Source organism: Aliidiomarina maris (assembly GCF_003987335.1).
Classification (GTDB): Bacteria; Pseudomonadota; Gammaproteobacteria; order Enterobacterales; family Alteromonadaceae; genus Aliidiomarina; species Aliidiomarina maris.
The window spans coordinates 61,614-78,986 of record NZ_PIPK01000013.1 but is presented as its reverse complement, the minus strand read 5'-3'; the positions used below and the strand labels follow the sequence as shown (position 1 = coordinate 78,986).

14 protein-coding genes, 2 tRNA genes and 2 pseudogenes are annotated in these 17,373 nt (G+C 48.8%); 15 read left to right on the top strand and 3 right to left on the bottom strand.

The features are described from left to right. Positions 1-100: 100 nt before the first annotated feature. The 5 genes and pseudogenes from CWE07_RS12250 to CWE07_RS12230 all read left to right on the top strand — a co-directional run. Positions 101-1,350, top strand: a pseudogene (locus tag CWE07_RS12250) (IS3 family transposase); the annotation flags it as partial. A gap of 178 nt (positions 1,351-1,528) precedes the next feature. After that, a pseudogene (locus tag CWE07_RS12245) lies at positions 1,529-1,810 on the top strand (transposase); the annotation flags it as partial. A 458-nt stretch (positions 1,811-2,268) separates the two neighbouring features. Beyond that, positions 2,269-2,613, top strand: a complete 345-nt coding sequence (locus CWE07_RS12240; protein WP_126819010.1) for a hypothetical protein — start codon at positions 2,269-2,271, stop codon at positions 2,611-2,613. Between the two features lie 164 nt (positions 2,614-2,777). Continuing rightward, a complete protein-coding gene (locus tag CWE07_RS12235; RefSeq protein WP_157983271.1) occupies positions 2,778-3,869 on the top strand; it encodes an efflux RND transporter periplasmic adaptor subunit in 1,092 nt (363 codons plus the stop codon). A gap of 11 nt (positions 3,870-3,880) precedes the next feature. Beyond that, the gene (locus CWE07_RS12230; protein WP_111570113.1) at positions 3,881-7,009 is read left to right on the top strand and encodes an efflux RND transporter permease subunit; all 3,129 of its coding nucleotides are present in this window, start codon (positions 3,881-3,883) and stop codon (positions 7,007-7,009) included. Between the two features lie 174 nt (positions 7,010-7,183). Here the strand turns inward: CWE07_RS12230 and CWE07_RS12225 are convergent, their stop codons facing one another. Next, the gene (locus CWE07_RS12225) at positions 7,184-8,515 is read right to left on the bottom strand and encodes an IS4 family transposase (RefSeq protein ID WP_111570114.1); all 1,332 of its coding nucleotides are present in this window, start codon (positions 8,513-8,515) and stop codon (positions 7,184-7,186) included. 201 nt (positions 8,516-8,716) lie between these two features. Between CWE07_RS12225 and CWE07_RS12220 the strand changes: the two genes are divergently transcribed. From CWE07_RS12220 to CWE07_RS12200, 5 genes are all read left to right on the top strand, one after another. Beyond that, positions 8,717-9,358 (top strand): NAD(P)H-binding protein, encoded by a 642-nt coding sequence (locus CWE07_RS12220; RefSeq protein ID WP_111570115.1) that lies wholly within the window; start codon positions 8,717-8,719, stop codon positions 9,356-9,358. A 15-nt stretch (positions 9,359-9,373) separates the two neighbouring features. Next, positions 9,374-9,697, top strand: coding sequence for a putative signal transducing protein (locus CWE07_RS12215; protein WP_111570116.1), 324 nt, complete (start codon positions 9,374-9,376; stop codon positions 9,695-9,697). 159 nt (positions 9,698-9,856) lie between these two features. After that, a tRNA-Cys gene (locus CWE07_RS12210) sits at positions 9,857-9,930 on the top strand. 25 nt (positions 9,931-9,955) lie between these two features. After that, a tRNA-Leu gene (locus CWE07_RS12205) sits at positions 9,956-10,042 on the top strand. Positions 10,043-10,347: 305 nt separating this feature from the next. Beyond that, on the top strand, positions 10,348-11,733 hold the full coding sequence (locus CWE07_RS12200; protein ID WP_111570117.1) for an ATP-binding cassette domain-containing protein: 1,386 nt from the start codon (positions 10,348-10,350) through the stop codon (positions 11,731-11,733). A gap of 9 nt (positions 11,734-11,742) precedes the next feature. Here CWE07_RS12200 and CWE07_RS12195 read toward each other — a convergent pair whose 3' ends face one another. Continuing rightward, the gene (locus tag CWE07_RS12195) at positions 11,743-12,405 is read right to left on the bottom strand and encodes a YoaK family protein (protein ID WP_111570118.1); all 663 of its coding nucleotides are present in this window, start codon (positions 12,403-12,405) and stop codon (positions 11,743-11,745) included. A 203-nt stretch (positions 12,406-12,608) separates the two neighbouring features. Here CWE07_RS12195 and CWE07_RS12190 point away from each other — a divergent pair, with 203 nt between their 5' ends. From CWE07_RS12190 to CWE07_RS12170, 5 genes are all read left to right on the top strand, one after another. Further along, positions 12,609-13,526, top strand: a complete 918-nt coding sequence (locus CWE07_RS12190; protein WP_111570119.1) for a lipid kinase — start codon at positions 12,609-12,611, stop codon at positions 13,524-13,526. Positions 13,527-13,536: 10 nt separating this feature from the next. Beyond that, positions 13,537-13,980, top strand: coding sequence for a hypothetical protein (locus CWE07_RS12185; RefSeq protein WP_111570120.1), 444 nt, complete (start codon positions 13,537-13,539; stop codon positions 13,978-13,980). Between the two features lie 100 nt (positions 13,981-14,080). After that, positions 14,081-14,437 carry a hypothetical protein gene (locus CWE07_RS12180; protein WP_111570121.1) on the top strand — a complete coding sequence of 119 codons (357 nt, stop codon included), beginning with the start codon at positions 14,081-14,083 and terminating at the stop codon, positions 14,435-14,437. 92 nt (positions 14,438-14,529) lie between these two features. Continuing rightward, positions 14,530-15,552 carry a hypothetical protein gene (locus CWE07_RS12175; RefSeq protein ID WP_111570122.1) on the top strand — a complete coding sequence of 341 codons (1,023 nt, stop codon included), beginning with the start codon at positions 14,530-14,532 and terminating at the stop codon, positions 15,550-15,552. A gap of 101 nt (positions 15,553-15,653) precedes the next feature. After that, positions 15,654-16,898: an MFS transporter gene (locus CWE07_RS12170; protein ID WP_111570123.1), complete on the top strand. Its 1,245-nt coding sequence runs from the start codon at positions 15,654-15,656 to the stop codon at positions 16,896-16,898. On the opposite strand, the gene CWE07_RS12165 is transcribed toward CWE07_RS12170, so the two are convergent. Beyond that, positions 16,869-17,369 (bottom strand): DUF6436 domain-containing protein, encoded by a 501-nt coding sequence (locus CWE07_RS12165; RefSeq protein WP_111570124.1) that lies wholly within the window; start codon positions 17,367-17,369, stop codon positions 16,869-16,871. The two genes, CWE07_RS12170 and CWE07_RS12165, sit on opposite strands and share 30 nt — an antisense overlap. Between the last annotated feature and the right edge of the window lie 4 nt (positions 17,370-17,373).

Here is a 17,373-nt window from a genome sequence, read left to right as displayed (position 1 = left end):
CTAATTTCAGGGCTTCTGCTTTAAATTCTTGTGTGTGGACTTTGCGTATTTTATTTGCTTTCATGATTCACCTCGTTAAGTGATTTTACTCACTTAGCTCGGTGTCCAAAAGTACTGGTACAGATCAGCCAAATTTGTTGCCATGACCATGCAACCCGGTTATTCGGTGTCCTTGGTGGCCAGGCAAAACGGTATCACCCCGAGTTTATTATTTAAGTGGAAAAAGCTCATGCAAGATGGTGGCATGTCTGCAATTCAATCTGGTGACGAGGTCGTCAGTGCCGCAGACCATAAAGCGCTTCAAAAGAAAGTTAAGCAGCTTGAGCAGTTGCTTGGTCGTAAAACCATGGAAACGGAAATCCTAAAAGAGGCGCTGGAGATAGCCCACTCAAAAAAGTTGATATCGCGCATGCCATTGCTGCCACCAGACGGTTCCCTGTCCTCCGAGTAGCTGCGATTCTTGGCGTGTCGCGCTCCAACTTACATGAGCGTCTGAATGGGCGTCAAAAAGGTCGCTCGGCGCGTTACAGTAAGAGTGATGACGCCCTTTTATTGCCACTGATTGAAGACATCTGCAGCGAACGTGGTAGCAACGGGTATCGACGTATTACCGCGCATCTAAATCGGCAGTTGAAAACCGAGCAGCACGCTATTGCTCGAGTGAATCCGAAGCGCGTGTACCGCATGATGCGGCAAAATAACTTGCTGCTGCGCAAGCATAGTGGTCGTGTGGGTGAGCACCGTGCTCATGACGGTCAGGTGATTACGCTGCATCCGAACACCCGCTGGTGCTCAGACGGCTTTGAAATCACGTGCTGGAATAAAGAAAAAGTACGCGTTGTGTTTAGCCTGGACTGCTGTGACCGTGAAATCATGAGCTACGTTGCGACCACCACTGGTATCCGCGCAGACATGGTTCAGGACGTGCTTGTTGAAAGCATCGAGCAACGCTTCGGCGACGTGCAAAAGCTGCCTCACACGGTTGAGTGGCTGACCGATAACGGCAGTTGCTATATCGCCGATGAAACACGGCAGTTCGCCAGCTCACTAGGCTTTAAGGTGTGCACCACGCCGGTTCGTAGCCCGCAAAGCAATGGCATGGCCGAGGCGTTTGTGAAGACTTTTAAACGAGATTACGTGTATCTGAATGACCGCCCGGATGCCGCGACTGTATTGGCTAAACTGCCTGAGTGGTTCGACGATTACAACAATTACCATCCGCACAGCGGATTGAAAATGCTGTACCGCGAGAGTATCGAGCTCTTAAAGTGGCAAGTTAAACTGTCCGTTTTAGCGGGGGCAACTACAATTTTCTTCGTCAAGCATAGGAACATTTGGTGTGTTTTATGAAAGGGGTACTCAAATAGAGTTGGCGCATTCTACTGCAGAATTTATTTCCTGCCCATCTCCTGCAACTAAAAGCCCTACAATGGCTATTAATGGGTATCTTTGTAGTGGCAAACTAAATTTGGCCACCTAATTAGAGGTGCTATCATCGTCATGCACCAAGAGACAATTAGGTGACAACATGACCAGAAGACCAAAGGGTAACTTTAGCCCTGAATTTCGACTTGAAGCAGCACAGCTGGTAGTCGACCAAAACTACACAGTTCGAGAAGCTGCTGAAGCCATGAACGTCGGACATTCGACTATGGATAAATGGGTTCGTCAGCTTCGAAAGGAGCGTGACGGGGAAAGCCCCAGAGCCACGCCGATGACGCCAGAGCAGCTGAAAATACGCGAGCTTGAGAAGCGCATTCGTGACATTGAGATGGAAAAAGACATATTAAAAAAGGCTACAGAGGCCTTACTGCTCCATCCAGCTAACCTGATAGCGCAGAACATTTCCGTCACTGATAAACCAGTATTGAGATAATGTCAGAATAAGAGAAGTGAGTGCGATAGCTGCATCAAACCAGGCCTCTCGGTTGCGTGCATGGGTTGGCATAAAAGCCGCGGCGATACATCCCAGAAAGGGCAGAAGAATGAGTATGGGTAGCAGCATATTTCCCCTTAAGTAACGCCTGAATCGTTTATTTTTATAGCCTTTACAATCGTGTACACATGCGTATTCAATAATTTTTTATCAAGCCGGACGGTCGTCAGATTATTTGAAAACAGGGTGTTCTGTCAAACCGACCATGTGTTAACTATGTAGAATTACTGTGTACTATGCACGCCTTTTAGCGTGGTAATTCATCTTTTATTACCGGTTAATAATCTGCTATACTGAGCCTAAATTTTAGTTCAGGCTTAACCGGACTGTCCATGCGTCACGCACTTTTATCAATAATGACTCTGATATTGCTCGCTCAGCTTTCTTTGGCTGGTACGGGTGTGCATCAGTTGCATTTGAGTGAACAACGACATGATGACAGTCAAACCTCACATATACACCTTGAGCTTCAGGCAAACACTGCAATTTCAGCAGAATTAAGCGATTCAGACTTTAACGAGCTATGTCTCGACTGCCAGTGTCATGGCGGTATCACGATGATGGCTGCTTGTTCTAAAACGACGGATAGAACGCTACTTTCTTCTGGAGTCGCTCTTCTGTCAGTGCGTTTCAATTCTCTCTTTTCTGATTCCTCATTTCGCCCTCCCATCGCATAACTTTATTTCTTCTATATCTACGACTACTTGAACTCGCTTATATAGCGGGTGGATTTGTGTACTGAATACATACCGGAAATATTTTTATGAAAATCATATCAAGCACTGCTTATAGAGCGGGGCGTGTGGTCCAGTGTATCTTAGCAAAATGTACCTTCGCCGTTGTGCTGAGCACGATAATCAGTGCGTGTTTTATTGGGGCAGCGGTTGCACATGATGATAATCACGACGATGAACACAGCGGCCAAGTTACTCTGACAAATGAGCAGCAAAGACTTGCTGGTATCGAAGTTGAACAGGCAGTGGGTTCAGGGTTTTCACTGCAGACAACGGTGCCCGGGCAACTTTTGAATGATCGGGCGCGCAGTATTGTGATTGCCCCACAACTGGACGTACGAATTATCCATTACGATGCAAGCATCGGCCAAAGTGTAGCTGTCGGAGATGAGCTTTTGACCATTGGTGGGCGAGAGATTGCTGACGCTCAGGCAGATTTCGTACTGGCAGCGCAGGAGTTATCGCGCATTCAACGTATGGAAGAAGGCGTAGTCAGCGATACAGTTCGGGTTCAGGCCAGAATTGAAGCCGAGCGGCGGCGTGCCGTGTTGCGCTCGGTGTTTATGACGGACGCACAAATCACTGCATTGCTTAGTTGTTCTGACTGTATTGGTCAGGTTCAGGTGTTATCACCGATGGCCGGGAAAGTGCAGTTATCACCGGAACAGCTACAGTACTCCGCCGGGCAGACTCTATCAGCCGGAACATCTCTTTTGCGGGTTAACGATGAATCAACGTTGTGGGTGGCCGCAGAGTTGCCGGTAAGACACCGGTTGCCCCTGGAAGCGGGGCAGTCTGTTGTTGTTAACGTGAATGGAGAGTTGGTAACCGGAGAGGTGTTGAGCCGAGGTCATTACGTGTCGTCTGTGACCCGAACTGAGCAGATCCTTATTTCTGTAGATAACCGTTCGACTCATTGGCATGCCGGACAGTTTGCTGAAGTTCATTTACCGTCTGCTGAACAGCAGGGCGTACTCGTACCTGATGCAGCATTGCACCGTCAGGAGGGTAATCAATGGCGCGTATTCGTGCAAAATGAACAAAATACGTTTAGTTCTGTTGAGGTTGCCGTGTTGGAGAGCCAAGGTGGACTTCATCTTGTCAGTGGTATTGAACCAGGTGCCAGGTTGGTCATGAAAGGTGCATTTTTTATCGCATCTGAACTGGCAAAAGATGGTTTCGATACCCACAACCATTAAGGAGCTGAGCAATGTTTTCTACACTTTTAAGTCGTCTGATTCAGTTCCGCTTAATGGTATTTATCCTGTTGAGTGTTTTTATTGGCGGGGTAATTTTTACTATTCCTCGACTAAATTTAGATGCATTTCCAGATGTAACCAATGTACAGGTGACGGTTAACACTCAGGCCAATGGTCTGGCAGCCGAAGAAGTCGAACAGTTGATTACCTATCCGCTTGAATCATCAATGTACGCTTTAACGGGAGTGACAGAGGTGCGTTCGTTATCCCGCACTGGTTTGTCGGTGGTAACTGTTGTTTTTGCAGACGGTACTGATATTTATTTTGCCCGCCAGCAAGTATTTGAAAAGCTTAGTGAAGCGCGCGAGATGATTCCTGAACAGCTTGGAATACCTGAAATGGGGCCTAATACGTCCGGCCTTGGTGAGGTATTCCAATACACATTGCGCTCAGATAATCCGGCGTATGATGCGGCTGCTTTACGCACATTGAATGATTTTCTGGTCAAGTTACTGTTGATGCCCGTGGATGGAGTCACTGAAATCTTGTCCTTCGGTGGGCTAGTTCTGCAGTACCAGGTGCAAATTGATCCCGTACGCCTTCTAGAATATGACCTGACTATGGAGCAGGTCTTTAGCACATTGGCCGATAATAACCTGAATGCTGGTGGCTGGTTTATGCCTCAGGGTGATAATCAGTTAGTCGTTCGTGGTGCAGGTATGCTGCCGGCGGGTGATGCTGGGCTGGAGGCTATTCGTCAACTACCAATTATACAGCGTCAGGGAATTCCGGTGCGAATTGGCGATGTCGCATCGGTAGGTTTTGGCCATGAAATCCGAGTGGGTGCAGTCACAATGACTGAAAAAAATGAGTCAGGTGAGACCGAGGCTCTGGGCGAAGTGGTTGCTGGCATTATTTTGCAGCGGACAGGTGCGAATACAAAGGCTGTTATCGATGGTATTGAAGCGCGTTTAGATAGTATCAATAGCGCCCTCCCTGAGGGCGTATACCTTGAAGCGTACTATGATCAGTCGCACTTGATTGAAAGAGCGGTAACTACAATCAGGGATGCTGTTTTTTTTGCGTTTGTGCTGATTGTCTTGGTTTTGCTTGGATTTTTAAGAAACATCCGCGCTTCAGTGTTAGTGCTTTTATCGATCCCGTTGTCAATAGGGGTTGCGCTGCTTTTTATGCATCAGTGGGGAATTTCAGCCAACCTGATGTCGTTGGGCGGATTAGCTATTGCAACAGGCTTGATGATTGATGCGTCGGTCGTGATGGTCGAGCGGATTTTTCAACGACTTACAGCATCGCAAAGTACCCGGCCCATGACAGTGACTGAGCATATTATTGAAGCGGGTCAGGAGGTTGCCCGGCCAGTCATGTTTGCAACGTTGATTATTATGACTGTGTTTGTTCCTTTATTTTTTCTTGAAGGGGTGGAAAGTAAGTTATTTCAGCCTATGGCGGTCAGCGTCATTTTAGGTTTGGCAGGCTCCTTAATAGTTGCGTTAGTTATAGTGCCACCGCTGGCATCGTACTTATTCAAAAAAGCGCCTAAACATGTTGAGCCGAAGATATACCATATTGTTGAACGCGGCTTTATTCGGGGCCTTACCCTGAGTTTGAAAAAGCCGCTATGGGTAGGGGTGGTTACGCTGGCATTTGTCAGCATAGCAGTGCTGCTTGGTCCACGACTGGAAACAGAGTTTGCCCCGGAACTGGAAGAAGGAACAATTAATATGCGGGTTACTCTGGCACCGTCGGCAAATCTGGATACTTCCATTCGTGTAGCACAGCAACTGGAAGGCATGCTGATGGACTTCCCGGAAGTGACCTACGCGTTGTCGCGTATAGGCGCCCCTGAGTTGGGTGGAGATCCTGAGCCTATTAATAATATCGAAATGTACATCGGTTTAACCGATATGGCGGCGTGGCAGACCGCAGCCACCCGCGAAGAACTACAAAGTAAAATGAATGAAGTGCTGGGTGAGCTACCTGGTGTTGTACTCAATTTTTCTCAGCCTATAGCAACACGGGTTGATGAGCTGTTATCCGGGGTTCGGGCGCAATTGGCGATCAAGTTATTTGGCTCTGATTTGGGTGTTCTGGCGGAAAAGGGCGAGGAACTACAACGTTTAGTGGATGCTATCCCCGGAACTACCGACGTGGCGCTGGAGCAAATTAGTGGTGAAGAGCAATTAACTATTCGCCCTGATTATACCGCAATGTCCCGTTACGGATTTGATGTTGCAGACTTGATGGCCTGGGTACGTTTAGGTGTGGGTGGAGAAAATGCGGGGCAGATTCTGGATGGTAATGCCCGTCATGATATAAATGTACGACTTCATTCTGACTTTCGTGCCTCACCAGAGTCCATTGCGCGCATTCCGCTAAAAACAGCCAGCGGAGCAATTGTTTTATTGGGAGATATAACTGAAATCACGCGTGAATCGGCAGCTCCGATGATTCGCCGCGAAAACGCCCAGCGCCGAATTGTCATTGAGTCTAATATCAGTGGCCGGGCTATGGGTAGTGTGGTTGCTGATATTCAATCGGCAATCCAGCAGTTTGACTTACCTGCCGGCTATACGATTGAAATAGGCGGACAGTTTGAGAATCAGCAGCGAGCGCAGCAACGGTTAATGGTAGTGGTACCGGTTTCTCTGCTGATTATTACGCTATTTCTGTACCTGGCTTTTCGCTCCATTAAACAGGTGGCTTTGGTAGTAACTAATGTGCCTGTGGCCCTTGTCGGCGGGGTTATTGCTCTGTACCTAAGTGGAACATATTTATCAGTGCCGAGCGCTATTGGTTTTATAACTGTTTTTGGTGTAGCAATGCTAAATGGCGTGGTATTACTAGATGCGATTAATGGCTTACGGCAGCGTGGAATGTCAGTGCAGGACGCTGTGCTACAAGGCACAGCAACCCGTTTACAGCCTGTCTTGATTACCGCCATAACCTCAATACTTGCGTTAGTGCCTATTTTATTGTCGCAGGGAATTGGCAGTGAAATTCATAAACCGTTGGCAACTGTAGTTCTGGGAGGACTAATCACTTCAACAGTACTGACCCTGTTTGTTATTCCGACTTTATATACACTGATTTATAAAGAAAAGGGAAACAACAAGGCGTAGCAATTAGTCCGGCCATTAGAAGCGCTGCTTGCAGTGGAGGTATTCAGCATCTTTAAAAAAGGTTTACTTTATAAAAGCTTTTGCAGGTGTCTGTTTTGCATGTCTTTATTGGGTTATCTGATATTATGCTGATGATTACCCGCAGGTGGGTGATTGGCATACATGTACTGCTTGTCAGTTAAGCTTACGACGAGCAGGTTTTGAAGGAGGCCGAGTCGGATAACGACTCGGCCTTCTTTTTGTTGAGCGTGGGTAGCTGCGCTCTCGTCGCTCAGGCAGGACAAATGCGCTTGCCATGTCCATCATGTTTTTAAATATCTTGGGTAAATTCCCCGGTGATATGTGGGCAAACATATGTAGCTGGCCAACGAGATACACCGATGTTTGTTTGAAGCTCATTTGATAGGGTTCAACATCTTTTAAGCTATAGGCCATTTGCGCCATCATGTAGCGCAGCAGATTGTAAGCTAATAGAATCCCCCACAGCTCTTGTGTGACAAGCTCTGGCCGCTTGCTGCGCAGGGCCAGTTCGTTGTTCAACATATACTGCTTCATTTCCCGATATCCCTGCTCAATTTCCCAGCGATGGGTATAGAGCTCAACGATATCTTCTTGCGGATAGCGCGATACATCCACCATTGAGGTCAGAACATCCACTTGCTTTTTGTTTATCTTTTTTGACACTAGTCGAGCTTGAATGCTGCTCGGTGCATCTGACCATTTCTTCCTAGCCTGCAAAGATAGCTTGAGCTCGACGATTTTGTCATCGTCGCTGAAGCTTCGTAATACGCTGTACTGAGTCCCCTTTTTTACAGGAATGAGCCAATGCCTTTCTTCCCCGGTAGACTGCCACGTGTGCAATAGGCCAAGTGAGTAAAAGCCTTTATCAAACAGGGTGAGTGAGTGGTTCGGCGTGTTTTCAATAAGTTGTGCGGCGAGCACCATTTCATTTACATCGACACTGTCGAATGCCGCCCCCATCGTTAGGTGGCTGCTCACTTCCATCTGCGTCACCATCCGTACCTGCGGGTAATCAGAAGGCTTTGACCCATTCACGGTTCGTCCATAATGTTCATCGTTCTCAGGGGTGTCAGGGGTTCGCCACACCGTGCCATCGACCGCGAGCATTGATAGACCATTCCAGTTTGAGGTGGGGAGCTTATCAAACCAAAGTGCATTGGTTCGCTCAAACATCAGTTTCACAACATCAGAGCCTAGCCGTTGCCGCGCCTGCACGACTGCACTTGGCGCTACGTATGGCCGTTGGCCAGGCAACATCAAATCTAAATGTGACACTATCTGACGCATCGGCATATCACGAAACAACGCCATACCAACCACCGTCCAGACCATTAAGTCCATAGGCAAGCGTCGCTTGCGCACTGTGGTAACTCCAGTGTCTTGCAGGCACTGCTCAATGAGTTCGGGCTCTAACAAGTCTGATAGCTTATTAAAGTCATCTGGCTTGAAGTCTTGCAGAGTTTCGAGGGCTTGGCTAAACAACATAAAAAAATCCGTAATCAGATATCTGATTACGGATTTTGAAGGGTCTACAGGATCGGTCAACTGATCCGTTAAATTTTTATCTGCCAATCCTTAACTGATCGGCATTAGACCTTTAGGTCCTTTTTTTATTCCTATAATTTCTCTTAATCGTTTTCCTTCAATTTCCTATGTATGTGTAAAAGAAGCCTACGGAAGAGAACTATGAACTCAGCAAAAAAACTGTTACTCGTTGGCGCGACAGGCGCAGTCGGCAAACAAGTTTTGACACAAGCCTTAAACGATTCACGCGTGGCCAGTGTAGTGGCTCCTGTGCGCCGAGAGTTACCCGCGCATCCTAAGTTATTATCACTGCAGGTTAATTTTGAGCAACTAGAGCAGACGGCTGACTGGTGGCAGGCTGATGCTGTCATTTGTGCGCTGGGCACTACAATGCGCCGCGCAGGTTCGCAAGAAGCATTTCGGCGTGTCGATTATGACTATCCGCTGCATGTTGCAAAGCTGGCCCACGAAGCGGGTACACCAACCTTTGTGTTGAATTCAGCGATGGGTGCCGATGCGCAATCGCGCTTTTTCTATAACCGGGTTAAAGGTGAGCTTGAGCAGTCGTTGCGCACCATAGGTTTTACTTCACTGACTCTGGCGCGGCCTGGATTAATTGGCGGACCACGCGACGAGTTTCGTCTGGGTGAACGTGTTATGTCTGGTGTGCTGAGTGTTACTGGGCCTATATTACCTAAGCGCTGGCGAATCAATCCTGCGGCGCATATTGCTGCCGCCATGCTCGATGCTGCGTTGGCAGCAGAGCCAGGTGAGCATATTATATCGTCTGAGCAAATGATTTAACGTATAAGGCTGGTTATGCAGGTTAAGTCTGACTGGGTAAAAATTTATACGGCGGCAAACTCAATGGAAGCCGAGCTGATTGCAGGGTTATTACGCCAGCAAGGGATCGAAGCAGGTGTCAGCAGTCAGTTGTTAGGTGGTGGAATAGGGGAGTTACCTTTAGATGCCTTGTATACGCCAGTATGGGTTAGCCCTAAGCATGTGGAGACTGCGCGAGAAGCTGTGATTGCTTATGAGAAATCTGCCCAACAAACGTCAGTTTGGCAATGTTCTTACTGTAAAGAGCAGAACCCCGCCGGTTTTGAGCTATGTTGGCAATGCCAAAAACCAGTTGATTAACAGTAATCTGTATTAAAATACCCCGATTTTTCTCCAATTGAAGCCAAAATGCCTGAAAAGTGGTCAGTCAGTACATTTTCATGCAAAAGAGTGTTTGCAGCCTGCATAGATGGTGGCAGAATTGCGTCCAGCACTGGCACCTGCCTAATGCGCATGGCTGGCGGGTTGGCAGAATGGCTATGCAGCGGATTGCAAATCGGTGGATCTCGGTTCGACTCCGGGACCCGCCTCCAAAAGCAAACATTCCACACAAGTGTCGCCCGGGTGGTGAAATTGGTAGACACAAGGGATTTAAAATCCCTCGCTGGTAACAGCGTGCCGGTTCAAGTCCGGCCCCGGGCACCATTTCAAGGGCAGGTTTCACCTGCCAGTCAGTAATACCCAATCGCAAAACTCAAGACGCTCGATTCATTATCCTTTGCATCACCATATATACATATGCACCACCGCACTCAATGCTGCGCGTGATCTGTAGTCCAACTTTACTCAGCCCACTTCATTCGACTAACATGTTGCCATCTTATCTTTAGGAGTCTGCCGCCATGAATAACTAAGCCTATGAATTTTGTTTTCATTTCGGTTAGTGGGTCAAGCTTTAGCTGGCTTTTTCCCGCCCCGTGTTTCCAATCCTTGGTAACCGGAGGCGTCACATGTCTATCAGTGCGCAATCAATCACTCTGCAGTGGGATAACGGCAGCGTGGTCTTTTCCCAATTAAGTTTTCATTCATCTGCTGGATTCCATGCCTTAGTGGGGCGTAATGGAAGTGGCAAGAGTAGCCTGCTGCATGTGTTAAGCGGTGAGCATAGGCAAGGCGGGATACTGGTGAACGATGATATCCACCGTACCGGCCATACTGTATTGGTGGCTCAAAACGCATCTGCCTATGAGCAATCCGTAGCCCAATATCTTGGCATCGAAGCCAAGCTTGCAGCGCTCGAGCGTATTAACGCAGGCAGTGTAGAAGCGGATGATTTTGAGCTCGTGGATGACGATTGGTTATTCAAGCAAGCTATCGAAGCGGATATGAACGCCCTTGGTTTTACCAATGCTGCACAGACATTATCCACGACGATGCGGGCACTCAGCGGTGGCCAACAGATGCGCTTGCGGCTGCTAAAAGCGTTTCAACAAAACCCAGTAAACTTGTTATTGGATGAACCAAGTAATCATCTAGATACTGAAGGGCGGCTTTGGCTGCGAGCGCAATGCAATCAGTTTGTTAAACAACCCAACAAAGTGTTATTGGTCGCCAGCCACGACCGTGCGCTTCTGGGCCTAGCTGACTGGGTGCATGAACTATCGACTTTAGGGTTGCAGACGTACCAAGGTAACTATGCAGACTATCGCCAACAGGCTGAAGCTGAATCTGCGCTTAGTGAGGCTGCCTCAAGGCTTGAATTCATTGATGCTGTAAGTTTACCCCAGCCAACATGGGCGACATCAGGCAATCGTCATCTGCTGCACTGCGATGATGTGCTGCTGCCGTTCGGTGTGCAATCACGTATAACTTTTAGTTTAAAAACTGCCGATAAACTTCGCATTCAGGGTGCGAATGGCGCAGGCAAATCGGTGTTGCTGCGGATCGTTGAGGGGCGCATGTCGCCAAAGCATGGGCAATTGCGTGGAAATTATCATCCCCATGTGTTGGATCAACACTTTTCGTTGCTCTGCGAACACCGTAACCGGTTAGACAACCTGCTTAATTACAACCCAAGATTAACCCTTACCGAGGCAAGGACGCATTTGGCGCAAGTGGGTTTAGGTTCCGATAAAGTCATGTTAAAGGCGGGTGTATTAAGTGGCGGGGAGCGAATGAAACTTGCACTCTTGATGGTCATGTTAGCTGGTGCTGAAAGCACTAAGCCACAGCTGCTGATTCTGGATGAACCGGACAATCACCTTGATTTGCAAGCCAAGCAGCAGTTAGCGGGTGTGTTGCGACAGTATCAAGGGGGGATCTTGTTGGTAACCCATGACGACGCTTTTGCGCTAGATATTGGTGTCACCGATACGTTATGCATCGAGCGAACATAACGCGCGACGCTACGCAGCATTGCGTCGCCCATACCATTGGTAAATAGCGGCGAGTAGCAAACACAGCGTGGCGGGAATATACAGTGCGTTAAAAGCAAGGTCCTGATAGGCGAAGGCACCCAATGTTCCACCCAATAAAAAGCCACTGACAATGAGGAAAAAAAGCAGTGCTTTGCGGGTATCGAAGGCTTCACCACCCAATTTGGCACCGAGCATCAGGCCGAGATCTGTAAATACACCGGTTACATGGGTGGTACGGATAACAGCGCCGCTGTAGGTTGTAACCATGGCGTTTTGTAAACCGCAGGCCGCAGACGCCAAGTAATGTCCGACCAGCATTTGTTGGTTCAAGCATATAACAGCCGTTGCCAGTAACAGTCCTTCGATAAGCAACAGGGCACTGTAGTTGCGGCCAAGTTTAAGCGCACCATCGCGCAAAATAAATCCTGACAGCGCTGCGCCGACAATAAAGGCCATCACAATGAAGATTAAATGCAGAGTGTGGGTGAAGTGGCTGGAGGTTAGTCCGACACCAATGAGCGTGGTAATCCCCGATAAATGCGAAATCGATTGGTGATGAAAGCCGAACAGGCCGACAGCATTAATAAAGCCAGCGATTAGCGCGAGTATAAATGCGCCATACTCTACCCACTTTGGTAATCGAGTTAGCACCTAGTTTGCCTTGAATCAATATGATGATATTGGCAGGTTAACACCCTCAAACGCTTTAGTGAATGCACTATGCGTTACAGCCCCAAGCGTAAAAGTTATGCCAGTTCTTTGCGGCATTTGCAGTTAGCGCATATGTTTAATAGGGCGTTGTACTGACACGCCTTGTTTGCACGCCAATCGCAGGAATAGCAGGGAGTAAAGCATTGCAACAGGCATTGTTAATTGTGAACCCAAATAGCCGAAACGGCGCATCGGATGAGTTGGAGCATGCACTTGATGTGCTGCAGTCAGGTGGCATGAATGTCCAAGTGTGCGAGTCGAAAAGTGCATCGCATATGGCCGAATGTATCGCTGACTTCGACCAACAAGACGGCGTTGTGATTATTGCCGGGGGCGACGGCACTATCAGCTCTGCACTTGCTGCCGCTTACGAGCACCAGCGCACATTAGCTATATTACCGATGGGGACGGCAAACGATTTTGCACGTTCAATTGGGGTGCCGGATGACTTAGAGCAAGCAGCCCAGGTAATCATAGCGGGGCAACGCCAACGAATTAATTTAGCGCAGGTCAATCAACATTATTTTGTCAATGTGGCGCATATTGGCCTAGGCGTTGATGTCACGCATGAGTTAACCCCCGAAAGTAAAAAAATCTTTGGTGTATTTGCTTATTTAGCGGCTTCAATGCAGGCCATTAAGCGTAATCGGCATTTTAAAGTACAGATTAAGTCGGCCAAGTGGCAGCGTTCATTGCGGGGTATTCACTTAGCCATTGGCAATGGACGTTACTATGGTGGCGGTAATATTGTCGATGAGCATTCGACACTGCAGGATGGCAAGCTAAACTTATTTTGCTTACAACCGCAGCCTTGGTGGCGCCTGCTGCTATTAGGCGGGCATTTTCGCCAAGGTAAATTACGCCATGCAGAGCGGGTGGTGTGTCATGCGGCTTCTACATTTACAATTAGTACGTCGAAGCCAAAGCAAATTGAGGCAGACGGCGAGGTGAAAACGAAAACCCCCGCTGAATTCAAGGTAATCCCTGAGGCGCTGGAAGTGATTGTCGGCGACATGCCGCAGCCCGAGGCGCAAGAGAATTCAACCCACGCATCAAAGTGAGAGCTTAACTATGTCAATTATTCGCACCGAACAACAAGCGGATGCAGTAGAAATTCTTAAATTAGTCATGGAAACCCACGATTATTATGCAGACATGTCCGAAGTGGCTAACGACGATATCGGCGCAGTATTGGAGCGTGTTGCTGCTGAGCGCGCAAGCTTTATTCCGCGTGCTAAAGCGATGGTAAAGGCTTTGGGTGAGCTACCTGTGCAACCTGACCCAGATAAAGAGCTATTGCAGAAAGTCGGGGGAGGTATCACTCAACTACTTGCTGGCGATTCGAACGACGCGGTGATTGATAAATGCTTACAGCACGACCAAAAATTGGCCGATTTACTAGCCAATACCGAGCTGCGAGGCGACGCCCATGAGCACCAAGCGCTTATTGAGCAACTTAGCCAGCACTTGCATGCTACACGCAGTAAGCTGTCAGGGTTAAAAGATAGAGGTTAGCTTTGTTGCTGTTGTTTCATATGCTGAAATGATATCTTATCCGTCTGTGAATGAGCCTTCCCCGACGTGGGGCAGGTGTTATCAAAAGGATGCGGTGGTGATGCAAGGATTAGCAATAGTGTATTTTTTAAGAAAGTTCATTCCTTATGGCAATATAAAAACCAAAAACTTAACACCATTATTGCTGTTAGCTCGCTTTCTTTTGATTGTCGGCATCGTCTTGTTGCTATTGGCGCTAGCAGCTGCGGCCGCGATTCCCTTCCTTGGGCCTGAAGTCGTCAGTCGTAACTTCGCAGGGATGACAATGACATCGCGTACACCTGACCGTTCGCTCATTGCGATGACGGTTGCAATTTGGAGTTTTGGGGCTGCCATTGTTACTCTAGTGCTTAGTGGTGTCAGCGCGGCCTTAGTATCTTTTGAAGCGACTTACACAAACCGCCATACACACCTTTAACTGTCCTTAACATTGTGTCTTTTCAATGCGTTGTGATTTTGCGTTATGCTTTCGCAACGCCGATTTAACGCACAAATGATCAAGGACAGACCATGGCCAAGCCGACCAGCAAAGTAACTGCTGACGAGATCAACGCAGCGAGCTTTGCGGACCCAATATTTCTGCATGCCGCACACCCTCTCGCGCGCAAGACCCCGCAATATAGCTACTTTTATAACGGTCACTTGGTGTATTGCTATTTCAAAGGCGCCATCACACCATTGCCTGAAATTGATATTCATAGCGTTAAAACTCGCCCATACGGGATTGCCGATAACCGATATGTGGTCGTGGGGGATTGCGTACACGAGTGCCCAGCCTCTGGTTTTAAGCGGGTAGGCAAGCACGGGCATTTTTATTTTGTACAGGGCGCAGATGTGTTTACGTGGCATCAGGCCGAAGCGCAGCAGGGCAGTTATTTGCAGCCAATACCTGAACTTGATGGAAAGTCGTTACAAGTGGTGGATGAGGACTTTGCGACCGATGCGAATTGGCTGTGGTTCTTTCGCAACCTACCTGGCATTCGTAAGTCAGCGTTGGGTCATTATCAAGTGCGTGACTACGATTGGATGCTGTTGCAATCAGACACCGCAGTCTTCTTGGCTGGTCAAAGGTTAGATATTGAGGTTAACGCCTTGCACTGGGTAGGCAGAGATACGGTGGCTGATATCGGCGCGGTATTTCATGGTCAGGACGACCAAGGCGATATCTATATATTGGCTGAACGGCAATCGAAGCAACCGCCTGGAGTCGAGGTGACTCGTGACAGCGAACGCGTCAAAGTGGCGCAAGCCAACTGGCAAGCACAGCAGGTTGAGCGAACAGCCAAGCTCGAACCTGAACAACGTCAAGCGCGGGACCTAAACTGGCTGCGCGCTCAGGCTCAACAATACGATTTGCTGAATAGCGACCAACAAACTTGGCCGCTGATCACTGCCGAGCGCTTACATGAGGCCGCGCAGTTAATCGGTCACATGCAAGCACACTATTCACTAGATGCTGGATTCTTGGCGCAGGTTGAAAATTCTGCATTAGTGAAGATGATGCAACGTTGCGGGGTGCCATTGTTAAGGTGATTTTTCGACGCTTTTGCTGTATGATTCTGCGCCTTTTGCGTTGCTATGCAGTATTCGGGGCTAATGAGATTCCCCAAACCAGCCGAGATTAAATAAAGTAGATGATTGAAAGCAAAGATTTAACCAATAAGATGCCGCTCAGTAAAGCTCAATGGTTATGTGTTATCGCGTTGGTTGTGATCGCGCTTAATCTGCGCCCAGCGCTCGCAGCGATTGGTCCGTTACTACAAAGTATTCAGCTTGATTTAGGCCTTAATTATGCCATGGCATCACTGCTGACCACCTTGCCAGTGTTGGCAATGGGGTTATTCAGTTTTGTTGGCTTTCAACTTGCCAAACCCTTGGGGCTTGAGCGCTCGATTGCCGCAGCGTTATCGTTACTCGCAGCGGCCACTGCAGCAAGGTTCTGGGCCCCTAGCGGCGGGTTTTTGATTACCACCGCGTTACTTGCAGGTATCGCGATTGCACTGATTCAAACCTTAATGCCAGCGATTATCAAGCAGCGTTTTGGTTTACGGGCGCCCTTGGTGATGGGGTTCTACGTCACCGCGATTATGGGCGGTGCAGCGCTGGCCGCGACTAGCGCGCCGATGTTGGCATCGACTTTAAGCTGGCGCGACAGTTTGGGCCATTGGGTTTGGTTGGCATTGTTTGCCACGTTATTGTGTTTGCTTTGGGTGCGCCCTCAGCGTGTCACGCAACCTAATCACGCACAACCGACGCTAGCCACGCAACGCTTTTGGCGCTCATCGCGTGCTTGGCAACTTGCGGTATTTTTTGCTTTAGGAACAAGTTGCTACGTCAGTGTGTTGGCATGGCTGGCACCTTATGCGCAGGAATTGGGTTACAGCGCCAAACAGGCGGGGCTGCTGCTTGGCTTCTTGACCTTATGCGAAGTGGTTGCGGGTATTGCATTTCCTTGGTGGGCGAGTCGGCGCCATGACAAGCGTCCGGTCATCGCAGTGCTGTGTGCTTTGCAGTTGATAGGCTTTAGCGCGCTGGCGCTGATCCCAGAAACCGGATTACTGCTTTGGGTGGCGATGGTTGGTTTAGGTATTGGCGGTATTTTCCCGCTGTCGATGATTATCACCATGGATCATATTGATAATCCGCTGCAGGCGGGACGTTTGACGGCTTTTGTCCAAGGTATTGGTTATTTAATTGCAGCGGTGGCACCCTTTGCGGCTGGCTACATGCGTGATGCCTTGGAAAGTTTTACCGCGGCATGGCTGGCGCTGGCTGCAACGAGCATTGTGGCACTTATTTTAGCTGCCCGTTTTAGCGTCCAAAGCTACCGCCAGCATTTTCCTGCACCGTCAGTTGAGGCAACGACACGCACGCACTAAGCCGTTTAAGTAGGTACCGGCCAACTGCTGTTGGCCACGTAAAATATCGTCGATAAGGCTGTCTTCAACCGCACAGAATGCGCCACTGGCGTATGGGCCCGCGTACACCAATGCGCCGTCTTGAAAGATGAGCGCGGCTGGTGTTGCGGGTAAATCAAACCCGGTGGCTGCGATGTCATCTGCGCTGGCCCAATGCTGGTTGACGGTGTCTGGAATAGTCGCTGTGTGTGCATCCGCAAGTGGGTTACAACTGCAGTAGGGTGCACGTACGTGTACGATATGCATGCCAGAACCTTGCGGCAATCCCAGATCCGTTATGCGTAGTTCTGAGCTCTGTCCCAGCCATGTTTGTTCGGGGTCGAATTCACCGTAGTTAGCGAAAGTGAAGTAGTACAGCACCCAGGCTGTTGCGATGACCCAGAGCACACAAAATACCACCCAAGCACAGCGGCCTGCGCCTTTTAGCGACATGTTC